The sequence below is a fragment of the Halarcobacter anaerophilus genome, from assembly GCF_006459125.1.
GTDB classification, from domain to species: Bacteria; Campylobacterota; Campylobacteria; order Campylobacterales; family Arcobacteraceae; genus Halarcobacter; species Halarcobacter anaerophilus.
The window spans coordinates 872,626-889,020 of record NZ_CP041070.1 but is presented as its reverse complement, the minus strand read 5'-3'; the positions used below and the strand labels follow the sequence as shown (position 1 = coordinate 889,020).

The window sequence follows — 16,395 nt, the reverse complement described above, 5'->3', positions numbered from 1 at the left end:
AAACTTTGCTACTTGGAGTAAATATCGACCATATAGCTGTATTAAGAGAAGCTAGAAAAATAAATGACCCAAACCCTTTAGATGCGATTTCTATTTGTAAATTAGCAGGAGCGGATCAAATAACAATTCATTTAAGAGAAGACAGAAGACATATTCATGATGAAGATGCACAGGCAATTTGCAAACTTTCAGCTCTTCCTGTTAATTTAGAGTGTTCAATCAATGAAGAGATTATAGATATAGTTTGTAAACTAAAACCCTTAAGAGCAACATTAGTTCCTGAAAAAAGAGAAGAAGTAACAACCGAAGGCGGTTTAGATTTAATTGCAAATTACGACAGAATAAACAATGCCGTTAAAAAACTTCATGAAAATGAAATTGAAGTTTCACTTTTTATAGATCCTTGTAAAGAGATGATTGAAGCTGCTTCAAAACTTGATGTCCAATGGATTGAACTTCATACAGGTACATACGCAAATATTTTTGCAATGCTTTACGGAAATCTTTCAAATACCCACCATAGTATAAAAGAGTTAGAACTCTCAAGAAAACAATTAAACACTCTTCTTTTAAAAGCAAAAAAAGAGATAAAAAAAGCTACGAAAAAAGCTAAAGAATTAGATCTTAAAGTGGCTGCAGGACATGGTTTAAACTATCAAAATGTTCAAGAAATCTCTTCAATCAAAGGAATAGAAGAATTAAATATCGGTCAAAGTATTATTGCAAGATCGGTATTTACGGGACTTGAAAAAGCGATAAAAGAGATGAAAGAACTTTTATAATGGAAAACAAAAAAATTAAAATTGCCGTATCTATAGGAGATTTAAACGGTGTGGGAGTTGAAATAGCTCTTAAGTCTCATGGAAAAATTTCAAAATTTTGTACTCCTGTTTATTGTATAAATAAAAAGATGCTGAAAAAAGCCTCAAACCTTTTATCTCTTGAAATTCCAAATGATTTTAATATCCATGAAGTAAAAGGTGAATTTGATATAAAACCTGGAAAAGTTTCAAAAAAAAGCGGAAAATTTTCTTATGACTCTTTTACCGAGGCAATCGAATTAGCAAAAAATAAAGAAGTAGAAGCTATCGTAACCCTTCCTATTAACAAAGAGTCTTGGAACAAAGCAAAAATAAAATATAAAGGGCATACGGAAGTTTTAAGAGATTTTTTCGGCAGAAATGCAATTATGATGTTAGGCTGTAAAAAACTCTTCGTAGCTTTGTTTACCGAACATGTTCCTTTAAAAAAAGTTGCAAAAGCAATTAATGAAAAAGATTTAACAAAATTTTTATTAGACTTTTATAAAAGCGTAAACAGCGATAAAATAGGAGTTTTAGCTTTAAATCCCCATGCAAGCGATAACGGCGTTTTGGGAAATGAAGAAGTTGAAATTTTCAAAGCAATAAAAAATGCAAATAAAAAACTGCAAAAAGATATTTTCAAAGGTCCGCTTGTTCCCGATACCGCATTCTCGCCTGCATCAAGAAAAAACTTAAAGTATTTTGTTGCCATGTACCACGATCAAGGATTGGCTCCTCTTAAAGCACTATATTTTGATCAAAGTATAAATGTAAGTCTTAATCTTCCTATAATAAGAACTTCCGTTGACCATGGAACTGCTTTTGATATAGCTTATAAACAAAATAGAGAGCTTAACTGTAAAAGTTATATTAATGCGGTAAAAGAGGCTATAATCCTACAAGATAAGAGATAATGACCTCTTTAGAGTTCTGCCATGAGCTTGAATTCAGTAAAATTGTTTTTACTGAAAGAAAAATAAGAATTACTCATCCAAAAACTATTCTTTTAGGTCCTCCAAAATCAGGTAAAAGTTTTTTAATTTATGATTATTTATCAAACTTTGAAACAAAAGATTATTTATATATAGATTTTGATGATTTAAGAGTAGAAAAAGATCAAATAAAAGAGGATTTAGAAGAGTATGTTTACAAGAATAAAATAAAAGTTATTGTATTAGAAAACTTTGAATTTGATATAAAAATACCCTTTTGTGAAAGCGTAATTATTACCTCAAAAGAGCCTAAAGATTTAAAAGAGTATAAAAAACTTTTTTTAACGCCTTTAGATTTTGAAGAGTATTTGTTACATGATAAGAAAAACCAAAATATAACCCATAACTTTAATAATTTTTTAAAATACGGAAATCTTCCTCAAACCATTCAAACACCTGATTTTAAAGTTTATAGAGAGTTGCAAAATATAATTTGGCTAATAACTTTTGATAAAACTTCCCAAGAGATATTAAAACTTTTATTTTTAAATATTGATGAAAAAAAATCTTTAAACCAACTGTTTTTAAGCCTAAAAAGTAAAATAAAAATCTCAAAAGACAAGTTTTACGAACAGTGCAAAATCTTTGAAAACAGAAAGATTATATATTTTATTTCAAAATATAATCAAGAAAAAGCGGTTAAAAAAATATATTCGTATAATGGTGCTTTTTTTACAGCAATAACCTATAAAAAGAAGTTTAAAAACGAGCTTACAAATATTATTTTTCAAGAATTAATAAACAAATTCAGTGAAATTTATTATTTAGATTATATAGATTTTTATATTCCCAAAAAAGAGTTGGCGATAGTCTCTATCCCTTTTTTCAATTCAACAATGATGCAATCTCAACTAAAAAAAATAAAAAAAACTGCATTGGAATATAATATCAAAGAGATAAACATCGTAACAGTATCAAATAATGAAACAGTAAAGTCAAAAGAGCTGCAGATAAATGTTCTGCCTTTTTATGAATGGGCACTAGGTTAATTTTATTAACTTATTTTTTAGAATTTTTTAGATAAAATCGCACAACTACAAAAGGACATGAATGAGAAAGAGAGTACTTGTAAAATTTTCAGGTGAAGCACTTGCAGGTGCAGATGGATACGGTATCGACACTCAGATTTTAGACTACATAGGAAATGAAATCAAAGAGTTGGTTGATAACAATATTGAAGTTGGAATAGTTATAGGTGGTGGAAATATCGTTAGAGGTGTAACAGCAGCAGCCGACGGTATAATAAAAAGAACAAGTGCAGATTATATGGGAATGATAGCAACGGTAATAAACGGTGTTGCTATGCAAGAGGCATTAGAACATAAAGGATTATCTGCAAGATTACAAACTGCAATAAAAATGGAACAAATTGCAGAGCCTTATATCGTAAGAAGAGCAACTAGACATTTGCAAAAAGGTAGAGTCGTAATTTTTAGTGCGGGGACAGGAAACCCGTATTTTACGACAGATACGGCAGCTACGTTAAGAGCAACTGAAATTGATGCATGTATGCTTATAAAAGCAACAAAAGTTGACGGTGTTTATAATAAAGACCCGATGAAATACAGTGATGCGGTAAAACTAAAAGAGCTTACATATGACCAAGCTTTGGAAGATCATATCAAAGTAATGGATGATACGGCAATCGCATTAGCAAAAGACAACAAACTTCCTATTGTTGTAACAAATATGAATGAAAAAGGGAATTTACTAAAAATAATCAACGGTGATTATAGTAAATGCTCGATAGTAAAATAAAAATTAAGGAATATTAATGAGATTAGAAGAGAGAATGTCACAAGCGTTAAAAAGAGTAAACAATGACAGATATATTTTAGCTATCGCTGTGGGGCAAAGAGCAGACGAACTAAGTAAAGGCGCAAAACCGTTATTAGACAAAAACACTCAAAACATGAAATACACTGACATTGCAATAGATGAAATTGCAAGCGGTCTTCTAAAAATCGAAGGTCTTGTTTCTAAAGAGTAGTAATAAAGCAAAAGCTTTATTACTGCCTAGGTACTAATTTTATGGATCCATTTATTTTAAAAGTTCAAAGTATAAATACTTTGGATGATGCAATCGCACTTCTTCACAATGAAACAAGAGTCTCTGCAAAGCTTGAAGATATAATTGATTTTGCTATAAAAGCACACGAAGGTCAATTTCGAAAAAGCGGAGAACCTTATGTTATTCACCCAATTCTTGTTGCAACCGTTGTTTCTCACTTTTCAAAAGATGAAGATATAATAGCAACTGCCCTACTTCATGATGTAGTAGAAGATACAAAATATACTTTAGAGTATGTAAGAAACAGATGGGGTGAAAATGTTGCCCATATGGTTGACGGTTTGACAAAAATTGATGCCATAAGAGAGAGTGAATTAGCACCCTCTGATTCAGATAAAAAATTAATCTCTTCTGCAATGACTTTTAGAAAAATGTTAATTGCATCAATCGATGACGTAAGAGTTTTAATAGTAAAACTTTGCGATAGATTGCATAATATGCTGACTTTAAAAGCTCTTCCTAAGAACAAACAACAAAGAATAGCAGAAGAGACTTTAGTCGTTTATGTACCCATTGCCCACAGACTTGGTATTTCAACCGTAAAAAATACTTTGGAAGATTTGGCTTTTTACTATATTTATCCCAATGAATATAAAAAAATCGATAATTTTATGATTGAACATGAACATGCAATTCAATTAACTTTTAACAAATTTATTTCATCAACAAAAAATATACTGGAAAAAAACGGTTTTGACTTAGATAAAATCCAAATTTTCAGCAGAATCAAACATTACTATTCAATATATCTGAAAATGCAAAGAAAAGGTGTAACAATAGATGAAATTCTAGACCTTTTGGCAATTAGAATTTTAGTTCCCGAAGATATTGACTGCTATAGAGTTTTAGGTTTTTTACATTTAGAGTACAAACCTCTAATCTCAAGATTTAAAGATTATGTCGCAACACCAAAAGAGAACGGTTATCAAACTATTCATACAACAGTATTTTATAACTCTAAAATTTATGAGATTCAAATTAGAACTTTTGAGATGAATAAAGTTGCCGAATACGGTATAGCTGCCCATTGGAAATATAAAAGCGGACTAAAACATCAACCTAATTTAAATTGGCTTAAATCATTAGAATTTTCAAATGACAATGTAGAAGAGTTTTACCAAGATACAAAAGATGACCTCTTTTCAGAAGAGATTGTTGTTTACTCTCCACACGGAGATACTTTTAATCTTCCAAGAGGTTCAACAGCTTATGATTTTGCATATGCTGTTCATACGGATGTAGGTAAAAATGCAGTCGAATGTTATATAAATAAGATAAAAAAACCTTTATTGACGGAACTTCACAGCTCAGATATCGTATCTATTAAAACCGTTGATTATGCTATTCCTAGATGTTCATGGATAGAGATGGTAAAAACAAACAGAGCAAAAAAACAGATAAGACTTCTTTGCTCTCAAAGAATTAAAGAGATAGATGAATTAACGGGAAGAAATATAATAAATACTGTATTCTCTAAATATATGGAGAAAGTAACTTCAATATATAAATTTGAGTCACTTTATAAAGTACCCCAAATTCTGGATTATTTTAAACATGTCAAACATGAAATTGAGAAAAAAATTATACAGCACAGAGGTTTTGTAGCTAGATTTAAAATATATACCAGTAAAATCAAAAGATATAAATTTGATAATCTTATTATATACTCAAATTTTAGCATAAATTCTGTATCATTTGACCACTGCTGTCACCCTAAATTTGCCGATGAAATTGTTGCTTTCAAAGAGGGAAACAAAGCGGTTATTCATCACAAAATGTGTGATAAAGCTTACAAAAAAATAATGAGCAATGAACCTATGTTATTTTGTAAGTGGACAAAAGATACCCTTTATCAATATAAAATGGTCGTAAGTTTACCTAATACAAAAGGTGAATTAGCAAGACTGTTAACCTATATGAGCCAATATGAAGGATATATATTATCAGTTGATTACGGTAGAGAAAAACACTCATATAGACAATATTGTGATATAGAGTTTGAAATAAACATCTCAAATGTTGAAGAAGTTAGAAAAATTATAGAAAAAAAAGTAAAAGTTATTGAATTTTTTTCTAAAAGAGATGCATATAATAAATAAGGAAAGAGGATAAATGGAAGAGAAGATAAAAGAGGCCCTAGCTGAAATTCAAAGAGGAACAGCCGAAATAATAGATATCGAAAGAATAGAAAAACTATTAAGAAATTACTTTGAAAACGGTGAAAACTTTTATGTGAAAGTCGGATTTGATCCAACTGCTCCTGATTTACACTTAGGGCATACTGTTTTAATTCAAAAAATGGCAACTTTTCAAAAATTCGGAGCGATTGTTCAGTTTTTGATTGGAGACTTTACTGCTACAATCGGTGACCCGACAGGAAAAAGTGAAACAAGAAAAATATTAAGTGAAGAACAAGTTTTAAAAAACGCCGAAACATATAAAGAACAAGTATTTAAAATTTTAGATCCTGAAAAAACAGAAGTTAAATTTAATTCAAAATGGTTAAAAGAGCTTGGAACAGGCGGATTAATCTCACTTGCTTCTAACTTAACGGTTGCAAGAATGTTAGAAAGAGACGATTTTTCAAAAAGATACAGTTCAAATACTCCTATTGCGGTTAGTGAATTTATTTATCCTTTACTTCAAGGTTATGATTCTGTTGCAATGGGTACGGATATAGAACTAGGAGGGACTGACCAAAAGTTTAACTTACTTATGGGAAGAACACTTCAAAAAGCTTATAACTGCAAAAAACAACAAGCAGTACTAATGATGCCTATTTTAGAAGGTCTTGACGGAGTTCAAAAAATGTCGAAATCTTTGGGTAATTATATCGGTGTTACAGATCAGCCAAATGATATGTTTGGAAAAACATTATCAATTTCAGATGATTTAATGTGGAGATATTACGAACTTTTATCATCTAAATCATTAAAAGATATAGAAAATTTGAAAAATGGCGTAAAAAATGGTACATTACATCCTAAAGTAGTAAAAGAAGAACTTGCTATTGAAATAGTTGATAGATATCATGGAGCAGGAGTTGGAATAAAAGCAAAAACAGAATTTGAAAAAGTTTTTGCAAAAAAAGATATTCCAACCGATATGCCGGAGTTTGAAATGGAAAACGGAATATGGATTTGTCAAGCTCTTGTTGATGCAAAACTTGTTAATTCCACTTCTCAAGCAAGACGGGACGTAAAAGCAAACGCAGTAAGTATAAACCAAGAAAAAGTAAAAAATGAGAAGTTAAATTTAGAAGCAGGAGAATATATTTTACAAAAAGGTAAAAAAAGTTTTGCTAAGATAATAATAAAATAAAAGGTAAAGTTTGAAAATAGGAAAATATGAAATAAAATACCCTATCATACAAGGTGGTATGGGTGTTGGAATTAGTTGGGACAGATTAGCTGGGACTGTTAGTAAAGAGGGAGGACTAGGAGTTATTTCCGGAGTTGGAACCGGTTATTATAAAAGTGATGAATTTACTATTAAAACAAAAAAAGATAAACCGGTTGATGTACTTAACTTTTATTCAAAAGAGGCTTTAACAACAATAATAAAAAATGCAAGAAAAATATGCGGGAATTTACCTCTTGCATGTAACGTATTATATGCTTCAAATGACTACGGAAGAATAGTAAAAGATGCATGCGAAGCAGGTATTAATATGATTATAACAGGAGCCGGACTTCCAACTAATATGCCGGAATTTACAAAAAATTTTCCGGATGTTGCATTAATACCTATCGTATCAAGTGCAAGAGCTTTAAAACTTATTTGTAAAAAATGGAAAAGATATAATAAACTTCCCGATGCTGTTATAGTAGAAGGTCCAAAATCTGGAGGGCATCAAGGTTTTACCTATGAGCAGTGTTTCCAAGAAGAGTACCAATTAGAAAATATAGTTCCCCAAGTAATTGAAGAAGCTAAAAATTGGGGAGATTTCCCTATTATTGCAGCCGGTGGAATTTGGGATAAAAAAGATATTGATAAATATATGGCAATGGGTTGTACCGGAGTTCAAATGGCAACAAGATTTATAGGAACATATGAATGTGATGCCGATGCAAATTTCAAAAAAGTAATTCTTGATGCAAAAAAAGAAGATATCCAACTTATGAAATCACCTGTAGGTCTACCGGCAAGAGGTGTTAGAACAAATCTTCAAAAATCAATGGAAGTAGGTACTGCACCAAAAGTTGCTTGTATATCCAACTGTGTTGCTCCTTGTAACAGAGGACAAGAAGCAAAAATAGTCGGATATTGTATTGCAGATAGACTTGGTGCTGCATATAAAGGAGATTTAGACACAGGTCTATTCTTCACCGGAGCAAACGGTTATAAAATCGACAAAATTATTTCTGTACATGAATTAATGGAAAAACTGACAAAAGGGGAATAAAATTTTTAAAAAAATTTTCCTCTCAGTCATTTTTATTTTCTTATTTGCAACTTCTGCTTTAGCTAGCTTGTCTGAAACATATAATGATGCTAGAATAGGCTATCTAAAAGCAGTTTTAAATAATGACAGAAACAGTGAAATAAAAAATCTGAAAATATTAATTTCTACAGGTAAAAAATTAAATAAAGATATAAGAAAATATCAAAAAGAACTCAAAAAATATAATGGTTCAATTAACAGTGTAAAAAAGATAGAACCCTTAAAAATAAGTCAAAATAAAAGAAAAGAAAACACAAAAACTATTTCAAAACCGAAAATAAAAAATCTTCCTTCAAACAGTAACTATACCATTAAATCCGTAGAAGATAGAAATAATATGATTATTATTGACTTCAAAACAAAAATCACAAAAGATTATGTAAAGTTTTATGAAAAAAGAGAAAAAGACGCATATCAAGATGTATATGATATAAAAGGGAATTTTAAAGATGCCTATCCCACTAAACTCTCTATAAAAGGCGTAAATCAAATAGTAATAAAACAGATAGATAAAAGTACATTAAGAATACTTTTTGAAGATAAAACAAATTTAAAAACCATATATTTTATAAATAATAATCGTTTAGTATTAAAAGTTTTGGGAAAAGATAATGTAATAGCAAAAAGCAGTGCAAAAATTTCAAAATCACCCAAAGTTTATAAACCAGGACTTAACAGAGTCGTTGTTTTGGATGCAGGACATGGGGGAAAAGATTCAGGAGCAGTGGGAAGCGGTAAAAAAATGTATGAAAAATACGCGGTATTCAGTGTTACTAAATACCTAGAAGCAATACTTAAACAAAGAGGCTACAAAGTATATCTGACAAGAAACAACGATAGATTTATAAAAGTAAGACACCGTACGGTTTTAGCTAATAAGAAAAAAGCCGATATCTTTATCTCAATTCATGCAAATGCGGCACCTAAATCAAAAGTAAGTAAACTTCAAGGTGTAGAGACTTTCTTTTTAAGCCCTGCAAGAAGTTCAAGAGCAAAAAGGGTAGCAGCCTTGGAAAACAAATCAGATATAAGAAAAATGAGCGGTTCTTCTAAAAAAGCTTTCTTGGAATCACTTAACAGACCTAGAATTACAGCTTCTCATAAACTCTCAATAGATATTCAAAGAAATATGCTCTACAGCACTAGAAAATTACATAAAGATGTGGAAGACGGAGGAGTAAGAGAAGGACCTTTTTGGGTACTTGTAGGAGCTCAAATGCCTTCAGTTTTAATTGAAATCGGATATATAACCCATAAAAAAGAGGGAAGAAGAATCTTTAATAGAAGATATCAAGAGTATTTAGCAATAGGTATTGCTAACGGTGTTGACTCTTATTTTGCAAAAAATCCTTAATCTGTTTGATTAAATCTTTTTGTTTCTTTTTAATATTCGGCAGTTTTTTAATATCAAAAAACTTAACTTTTGAATTTTCCCAAGATAAATAGTTGTCTAAAAGTTTATCTTCAAAAAAGTAACTCTTCCAATTTGCCACTTTTTGAATATTTACCAGCCACACGCCTATATTCTTCTCTTCATTTCTTTGTTCAAAATAATCTTCAAAAAGATAACTTTCTACACCTTTAATCGAAGACTCTTCATAAAACTCTCTTCTTGCACACTCTCTTGGAGTTTCAGAAGATAATTTTACGCCTTTTAAACAGCCCCACTTATCTCTACTCTTTACGGATTTACATAATAAAATTTTTATGGAATCTTTTTCTACAGTGTATAAAACAACTCCGTACGCTTCTATTTTTTTCATTATAATACTCTACTTCTTTTTTTATAAATAAAATATGAAACCACATACCAAAGTGCCATCGGTATTAGAAGTGAAAACTCCGGTCTCATTACACCACTATTTGAAAATTTATGCAACATAAAAAATATTCCCCAGACAACTAGGGTAGAAAATATTGAAAATGAAGTAAACGATCCCATATTAAAAAATCTTCTGTTTGAAGAGACAAAAGCAAAAATCAGCATCATCATAGGAAGAATAAAAAAAGGAATCAAAATATTGTAATATATTGCAGCCCTTATTTTATCCGTGCTAATATCCTGTTTTGCTAAAAGTGAAAGTGCAGATATAGCATCAAGTATGGAAAAAGTTGACTTATCATCATAAACATTATCAAGGATTTTCGGTTTAAAACCGTCTAAAGTATTTAAAAATTTTTCATACCTTACTTCCAATTTTGAATTTTCAAAATCCATATATTTGGGTTTTTTTACGACTTTTGCATCAACTACATACCATTTGTTATTTTGAAAATATGCTTTTTTTGCAATAATTGTTTCTACGATATCTTCATCTTTTACTTTATAAATATGAATTCCCTCAGCCTGCTTTTTCAAAGGCAATAGTTTTTTAAAATATACAAAATTATCATCATACTTTAAAAAAATATCGGATTTTGTATTTGTAAAATAGTTACCGTCAAGAATCTTTTTTTTCTGTTCATAAGAGTATGCCATAGGCGTCATTTGAATAGAAATAAGAATTATAAGCAGCAGTGTAGAAATAATCATTACAGGCAGATAAATATTTACTTTTGTCGCGCCTAAAGAGTTAAAAGCAATAAGCTCATTATTCCTTACAAATAATACAAGAGTTAAAATCCATCCAAATACCAAAGATAAAGGAAGAGTCAACGTTAAAGTAAAAAAACTGTTATACATTAGATAAAGCAGTTGTAAATTGGCAGACCCCGGTAACTTACTAAGATTTTGAAGGAAATCCATTCCTACGAAAAAAAGTTCCAGAGAAATTAAAACAATTATAAAATTGACTAGATATTTTCTTAATATATATTTTGTAATTATACTCATCTTACTTCAATGTGAATTTAGATTTTACTTCATTAATTGATTCACCGCTTTTAAGCGCATCAATTGCTAAAATAGTATGTGAGATTATACCTTCTAGTTCATTTAATTCTTCTTTTGAGAAGTTTGATAAAACATAATTTACAACTTCATTTTTCGTTTTTGGTTTTCCTATACCGATTCTAACTCTTATATAATCTTTTCCTATATGAGAATCAATTGATTTTAAACCGTTGTGACCGCCGTTGCCGCCGCCTGTTTTAAATTTTACGGTTCCAAAAGGTAAATCCAAGTCATCATGAATAACAATAATATTTTCAATATCAATTTTATAATAATCTTTTATAGCTACTACAGCTTCACCCGAATTATTCATATAAGTTTTAGGTTTTGCAAAAAGATTATAACCTGATTTCAGAACATCAGCTTTGAAGTTTGCTTTGTTTATATTGGAAGTATTTAAGTTTTTAGTCATCTCATCGATGACTAAAAAACCTATATTGTGTCTTGTTAATTGATATTTTTCACCAATATTTCCAAGACCTACAATTAAATGCATTTTTGCTTTAATTACTTAGCTTTGATTACACCCACAAGCGGAACTCTAGGGTCTAAGTAACAATCAACACCTTCAGGTAAGTCAAGATCTCTTATTAAAACAGAGTGACCTACATCAAGATCTGCAATTTGTAAAGTAAAAGATTCCGGTAAATTTTCAATTGTAGATTTTACAGGAACTCTTTTTTTATGGAAGATAAATAAACCTTTGTTTTTTAAACCTACCGGTGTACCTTCAACTTTTACAGGAACTTTGTAAGTAGTTCTAACACCTGGTTGAGCAACCATTAAATCCACATGTAACAAATCAGATGAAATAGGATCTTTTTGATACTCTTGAACAACAACTTTAAGTGTATTATCACCAACTTTTACATCAAATGCAAGTGTTGTTTTATTTTTTAAATATTTAATAAACTCATTCTTTTTGAATGCTGCATTAATATTTTCTAAACCTTTTCCGTAGATATTAGCAATAAGATAACCGTCTCTTCTTAAAGATTTAGTTCCTTGTTTTGTCATACTATCTCTTACGATACCCTCTAACATAACTTTCCTTTGTTTTAAAATTAAGAGCGTGATTATATGTAAAATTTGTTTAAATTTTGTTTAAGTTACTTTTTATTTAGATTTTTTATATAGTAATATAAAGATTTTAACTCTTCATCCGTTAGAAAATATGTAGGCATTACTTTTGATTCTGTTTTATCAGCCGTCATCTTATCTATAAATAAAGAAAAACTTACATTGTTTATAGCAGGAGCTATAATTGATTTTTCAATAACTTTTTTACTCTTTTTATCTTTTTGTTTATATCTAGCGATTACTACCGGCTTATCGCCTCTGCCGTGACATTTTACACACCCTATTCCCCTTGGATTTTCATAAAGCATTGCTCCGTATTCAAATTTTGTAATAAATGAGGTATCAATAGTTTGAGAGAATAAAATGCTTATAAAAAAAGATAGAAAAAAGAGTAGTCTCAATCTTAACCTTTGTGTAAAATTTTTTTGGATATTATATCACCCTAAAATTAAAAATATATGAGGCTATAAAGCAATGACACTACTAGATGGTAAATCCTTATCTAATAAAATTAAAGAAGAAGTAAGAGTTGAAGTTGAGCAGTTAAAACAAGAAAAAGGTGTAACTCCAGGCTTGGCAGTTGTTCTTGTAGGAGATGATGCAGCAAGTGCTACATATGTAAACAGTAAACACAAAGCCTGCGAAAAAGCGGGTATTTATTCGGAAGTACATAAAAAAGATTCATCTACGACTCAAGAAGAGTTGCTAAAACTAATTGAGAAAATGAACAACGACCCTAAATTAGACGGTATTTTAGTTCAATTACCTGTTCCTGAACATATTGATACGACGACCGTATTAGAAGCAATCAATCCTTTAAAAGACGTAGACGGTTTCCATCCTTACAATGTAGGAAGAATGGTATCAAACCTGGATGCTTTTTTACCTGCAACACCTTTTGGCGTAATGAGAATGTTTCAAGAATATAATATCGATTTAATAGGGAAAAACGTATGTATAATAGGTTCTTCTGATATTGTAGGGAAACCTATGGCTTCACTTTTAATTAATGCAAAAGCTACGGTTGAAGTGTGTAACTCAAAAACAAAAGATCTAAAAGCCCATACATTAAGAGCTGATATCGTAATAGTAGCAGCAGGAAGAGTAAATCTAGTAACGGCAGATATGATAAATGAGGGTGCAATTATTATAGATGTGGGAATAAATAGATTAGATAACGGAAAATTAGTAGGAGATGTAGATTTTGAAGGGTGTAAAGATAAATGCTCTTTTATAACTCCTGTTCCTGGCGGTGTAGGTCCCATGACTATTGCTATGTTGCTTAAAAATACAGTTAAAGCGGCAAAACTTAGAGAGAAAAGAAAGTAAATATATGTTAAAAAAAGTTTATAGATGGTCTAGTTCTTGGACTGGGACCGTTATAATTGTACTTGCAATTATATTTTTTATAGCCCAAGCTTTTGTTATTCCTAGCGGAAGTATGAAAAACACCCTTTTAATAGGTGATATGCTTTTTGTCAAAAAATTTGCTTACGGAATACCTCTTCCTAGAATTCCTTGGATCAATCTTCAAGTATTACCCGATTTTAGAGGAAATGAACACATTATAAATGCGGAAGGTCCGGAACGTGGAGATATTGTAGTTTTTTATGCTCCTCATGAAAGAGAAAGAGGAAACTATATTCATTATGTAAAAAGATGTGTTGCAAAAGGCGGAGATATCGTTGCACTAAAAGACAAACATCTTTTATTACATCCAAATGAAGGAAATGAGTTCGTAAAAGAGAACTATAAAAATCAACAAATAGTAGAGATAAGCGGAAAACTTTTCGTTGTTGATCCATATAGAAAAGATCACCCTGGAATTCATAACGATCCGTCTGTAACAAAAGACGGATTACAACCTTATCAACTTTTTGATATGCTTCCTATACAAATCCCTGAAGGTGAATATTTTATGATGGGAGATAACAGAGATCACTCAAACGACTCAAGATTTTGGGGAACAGTTCCTTATAAATATATAGTGGGTGAACCTTGGTTTGTATACTTCTCTTGGGATGAAAATAAAGAGATTAGATGGGACAGAATTTTTAGAAGTGTCGAAAGTATCGAAGAAGATATGGAAGGCAAAAAAATAGAGATAAATCATAAAGAGGGAATTTACTAATGAAATATTTTATAGGAGCAGATCACGCCGGAATTAATATAAAAGCGTTTGTTAAAGAGTTATTTGAAAAAAGAGGTCATGAAGTTATTGATATGGGTCCTTTTTCAACAGACAGAGTCGATTATCCCGATTATGCGGCAAAAGTTTGTAAAGAAGTTCTTGCAAATGAAGGAAGCAAAGGTATTTTAATTTGCGGTTCAGGAATCGGAATGTCTATGTCGGCAAATAAATTTGACGGAATCAGAGCTGCACTTTGCCACAATGAATACTCTGCAAAAATGGCAAGAGAACATAATGATGCAAATGTATTATGTCTGGGAGAAAGAGTTTCGGGATACGGTATGGTTGAAGCTATCGTAGATGCTTGGAACGATGCCTCTTTTCAAGGTGGAAGACATGAAGGAAGAGTTCAAAAAATCAATAACCTTTACGGAAGCTGCAGAGCTTAAAGAGTTGGAAAGATTATCTTTCCAATCTCATTAAAATACCGTCTTCATCTTCATAATAATTTTTTAACTCTTTTATCTTTTTAAACCCGAACTTTGTATAAAGAGTTACTGCTTTTTTGTTTGATTTTCTAACTTCTAACTGCATCTTTTTCTTTTCAAGATTTTTAAAACTAAAAGTCAAAAGATTTGAAGCTAAACCTAAATTTCTATACTCTTTTAAAACAGCAAAAGAGTAGAGTCTGAAAAACTCTTTTCTTTTTAACCATAAAATATAAGCTACTGTTTTTTTATCTACTTCAACTTTATAAATAATACTATTTTTTAAATGATAATAAAAACTTCTTAGAGATAAAGCCATATTATCGTTTTTAAAAACCTCTTGTTCTATTTTAAAAAGTGATTTGGCGTCACTTCTAACTGCTTTGGATAATTTCATTTTTGATAAATCACATATTTGGGAACTAATTTTTTCGGTCTATATGACATTTTTACTTTTTTTAAATTTTCAAAACCCATATCATCTCCTACATTTATATACTCGACCATATATTCATTTTTCAAAATTTTTGTAAACTCTCTAAAAATAAACTGAGCACAGCCAAGTATTTCAAAATCTGTTTTTTCTATAATAACACTTGCCGTGTTTTCATTTATCTTTTCTCCTACGGTAAAACCTTTTATCTGCCCGTCTATATAGATAACAAGTCCAGTAATATCGAGATTGTCATAATCGTTTATTAACCTTTTTATTGCAAATCTTTCAAAATATATCCCGTCTAAAAAGAGTTCAACTTCCTCTTTTGGCATATAAGTCGTTCTATCTTTTACCCATTTGTTAAATAGATTTAAAACATCGTTTCCATGCTTTTTTTTATCTAAAATTTCGATTTTATGATTGGGATAGATTTTTTTAAACTTATTTATCTCATTTCTTTTTGATTTATAAGAGTCACCTTTTAGGTCAATTAAATCGTCTACTTTGTAAATATAATCAACTAATTTTTTTTCTATTACGAAATCTTTTAACATTTCGTAAATCAAAGTGCCCTCTTCCAAATAATCAACAAAACCCTCTAATATATTTTCATGAACATACTCTATTTTTGAGTAGTTTTTATTACTGTTATGGGCATTCATTATTTCAAAACATTTTAAAATAGCTTCATAAGTATTATCTTTTTTTCCGATAGGAGGAAGAAGCATTGTTAATTCGCCTGAATTTAATATAAAAAGACAAAAAGTATCATTTACTATTGAATAAAATCCAGTTGCGGTTGAAAGCCAAATATAATTGCCTGCAAAAGTATAATCGCTTATATCTACATTTATAAGTCTTAAATATTTATCCATAACCTCTTTTGCATTTAAATCAAAATATTTAAGTGTATAATCACCTATTGTCAGAGTTGACATAAATTTTCCTTGTATGAAATATTTTCGAAATTATACATCCGATTTTTAATTTTGCATCAAAAAATTTTTAATTTTATTATAAGCACCTATTTATCAACATTATGGGATAATCAAAAGAA

Annotated in this window: 19 protein-coding genes; 12 read left to right on the top strand and 7 right to left on the bottom strand. The window is 30.1% G+C overall.

Annotated elements, in window-relative coordinates; all coding sequences use genetic code 11:
- Window positions 1-5 precede the first annotated feature (5 nt).
- From AANAER_RS04375 to AANAER_RS04335, 9 genes are all read left to right on the top strand, one after another.
- The gene (locus AANAER_RS04375; RefSeq protein WP_129082520.1) at window positions 6-782 is read left to right on the top strand and encodes a pyridoxine 5'-phosphate synthase; all 777 of its coding nucleotides are present in this window, start codon (window positions 6-8) and stop codon (window positions 780-782) included.
- Window positions 782-1,717: a 4-hydroxythreonine-4-phosphate dehydrogenase gene (gene pdxA / locus AANAER_RS04370; RefSeq protein ID WP_129082521.1), complete on the top strand. Its 936-nt coding sequence runs from the start codon at window positions 782-784 to the stop codon at window positions 1,715-1,717. Before AANAER_RS04375 ends, pdxA begins: the two co-directional genes overlap by 1 nt.
- A complete protein-coding gene (locus AANAER_RS04365; RefSeq protein WP_129082522.1) occupies window positions 1,717-2,784 on the top strand; it encodes an ATP-binding protein in 1,068 nt (355 codons plus the stop codon). The genes pdxA and AANAER_RS04365 overlap by 1 nt, the downstream gene beginning before the upstream one ends.
- 61 nt (window positions 2,785-2,845) lie before the next feature.
- A complete protein-coding gene (gene pyrH / locus AANAER_RS04360) occupies window positions 2,846-3,553 on the top strand; it encodes a UMP kinase (RefSeq protein ID WP_044415719.1) in 708 nt (235 codons plus the stop codon).
- Between the two features lie 16 nt (window positions 3,554-3,569).
- Complete coding sequence (locus AANAER_RS04355; protein WP_129082523.1) at window positions 3,570-3,785, top strand: DNA-directed RNA polymerase subunit omega; 216 nt, start codon at window positions 3,570-3,572, stop codon at window positions 3,783-3,785.
- A gap of 41 nt (window positions 3,786-3,826) precedes the next feature.
- Window positions 3,827-5,965, top strand: a complete 2,139-nt coding sequence (locus tag AANAER_RS04350; RefSeq protein ID WP_129082524.1) for a RelA/SpoT family protein — start codon at window positions 3,827-3,829, stop codon at window positions 5,963-5,965.
- 13 nt (window positions 5,966-5,978) lie between these two features.
- Complete coding sequence (gene tyrS / locus AANAER_RS04345) at window positions 5,979-7,187, top strand: tyrosine--tRNA ligase (protein ID WP_129082525.1); 1,209 nt, start codon at window positions 5,979-5,981, stop codon at window positions 7,185-7,187.
- 10 nt (window positions 7,188-7,197) lie between these two features.
- The gene (locus AANAER_RS04340) at window positions 7,198-8,271 is read left to right on the top strand and encodes a nitronate monooxygenase (protein ID WP_044415725.1); all 1,074 of its coding nucleotides are present in this window, start codon (window positions 7,198-7,200) and stop codon (window positions 8,269-8,271) included.
- 67 nt (window positions 8,272-8,338) lie between these two features.
- Window positions 8,339-9,664 carry an N-acetylmuramoyl-L-alanine amidase family protein gene (locus AANAER_RS04335; RefSeq protein WP_170218431.1) on the top strand — a complete coding sequence of 442 codons (1,326 nt, stop codon included), beginning with the start codon at window positions 8,339-8,341 and terminating at the stop codon, window positions 9,662-9,664.
- On the opposite strand, the gene AANAER_RS04330 is transcribed toward AANAER_RS04335, so the two are convergent.
- The 5 genes from AANAER_RS04330 to AANAER_RS04310 all read right to left on the bottom strand — a co-directional run bounded on the left by AANAER_RS04330 (window position 9,627) and on the right by AANAER_RS04310 (window position 12,684).
- Entirely contained in the window at window positions 9,627-10,073 is a 447-nt protein-coding gene (locus AANAER_RS04330; protein ID WP_044415729.1) for an NUDIX domain-containing protein, read from the bottom strand. The genes AANAER_RS04335 and AANAER_RS04330 overlap by 38 nt on opposite strands.
- Entirely contained in the window at window positions 10,073-11,143 is a 1,071-nt protein-coding gene (locus AANAER_RS04325; RefSeq protein ID WP_044415731.1) for an LptF/LptG family permease, read from the bottom strand. Before AANAER_RS04325 ends, AANAER_RS04330 begins: the two co-directional genes overlap by 1 nt.
- A gap of 1 nt (window position 11,144) precedes the next feature.
- Complete coding sequence (gene pth / locus AANAER_RS04320; protein WP_129082527.1) at window positions 11,145-11,699, bottom strand: aminoacyl-tRNA hydrolase; 555 nt, start codon at window positions 11,697-11,699, stop codon at window positions 11,145-11,147.
- 11 nt (window positions 11,700-11,710) lie between these two features.
- Window positions 11,711-12,247, bottom strand: coding sequence for a 50S ribosomal protein L25/general stress protein Ctc (locus AANAER_RS04315; RefSeq protein WP_129082528.1), 537 nt, complete (start codon window positions 12,245-12,247; stop codon window positions 11,711-11,713).
- A gap of 65 nt (window positions 12,248-12,312) precedes the next feature.
- Window positions 12,313-12,684 carry a c-type cytochrome gene (locus AANAER_RS04310; RefSeq protein WP_044415735.1) on the bottom strand — a complete coding sequence of 124 codons (372 nt, stop codon included), beginning with the start codon at window positions 12,682-12,684 and terminating at the stop codon, window positions 12,313-12,315.
- A 73-nt stretch (window positions 12,685-12,757) separates the two neighbouring features.
- Here AANAER_RS04310 and folD point away from each other — a divergent pair, with 73 nt between their 5' ends.
- Genes folD through rpiB form a run of 3 tightly spaced genes read left to right on the top strand, consistent with a single transcriptional unit; the run spans window position 12,758 to window position 14,863 of the window.
- On the top strand, window positions 12,758-13,612 hold the full coding sequence (folD, locus tag AANAER_RS04305; protein WP_129082529.1) for a bifunctional methylenetetrahydrofolate dehydrogenase/methenyltetrahydrofolate cyclohydrolase FolD: 855 nt from the start codon (window positions 12,758-12,760) through the stop codon (window positions 13,610-13,612).
- 4 nt (window positions 13,613-13,616) lie between these two features.
- Window positions 13,617-14,414 carry a signal peptidase I gene (gene lepB / locus AANAER_RS04300; protein ID WP_044415738.1) on the top strand — a complete coding sequence of 266 codons (798 nt, stop codon included), beginning with the start codon at window positions 13,617-13,619 and terminating at the stop codon, window positions 14,412-14,414.
- A complete protein-coding gene (gene rpiB, locus AANAER_RS04295; RefSeq protein ID WP_044415740.1) occupies window positions 14,414-14,863 on the top strand; it encodes a ribose 5-phosphate isomerase B in 450 nt (149 codons plus the stop codon). Before lepB ends, rpiB begins: the two co-directional genes overlap by 1 nt.
- A gap of 13 nt (window positions 14,864-14,876) precedes the next feature.
- Here the strand turns inward: rpiB and AANAER_RS04290 are convergent, their stop codons facing one another.
- A complete protein-coding gene (locus AANAER_RS04290) occupies window positions 14,877-15,299 on the bottom strand; it encodes a GNAT family N-acetyltransferase (RefSeq protein ID WP_129082530.1) in 423 nt (140 codons plus the stop codon).
- On the bottom strand, window positions 15,296-16,276 hold the full coding sequence (locus AANAER_RS04285) for a DUF2156 domain-containing protein (protein WP_129082531.1): 981 nt from the start codon (window positions 16,274-16,276) through the stop codon (window positions 15,296-15,298). Before AANAER_RS04285 ends, AANAER_RS04290 begins: the two co-directional genes overlap by 4 nt.
- Window positions 16,277-16,395 lie beyond the last annotated feature (119 nt).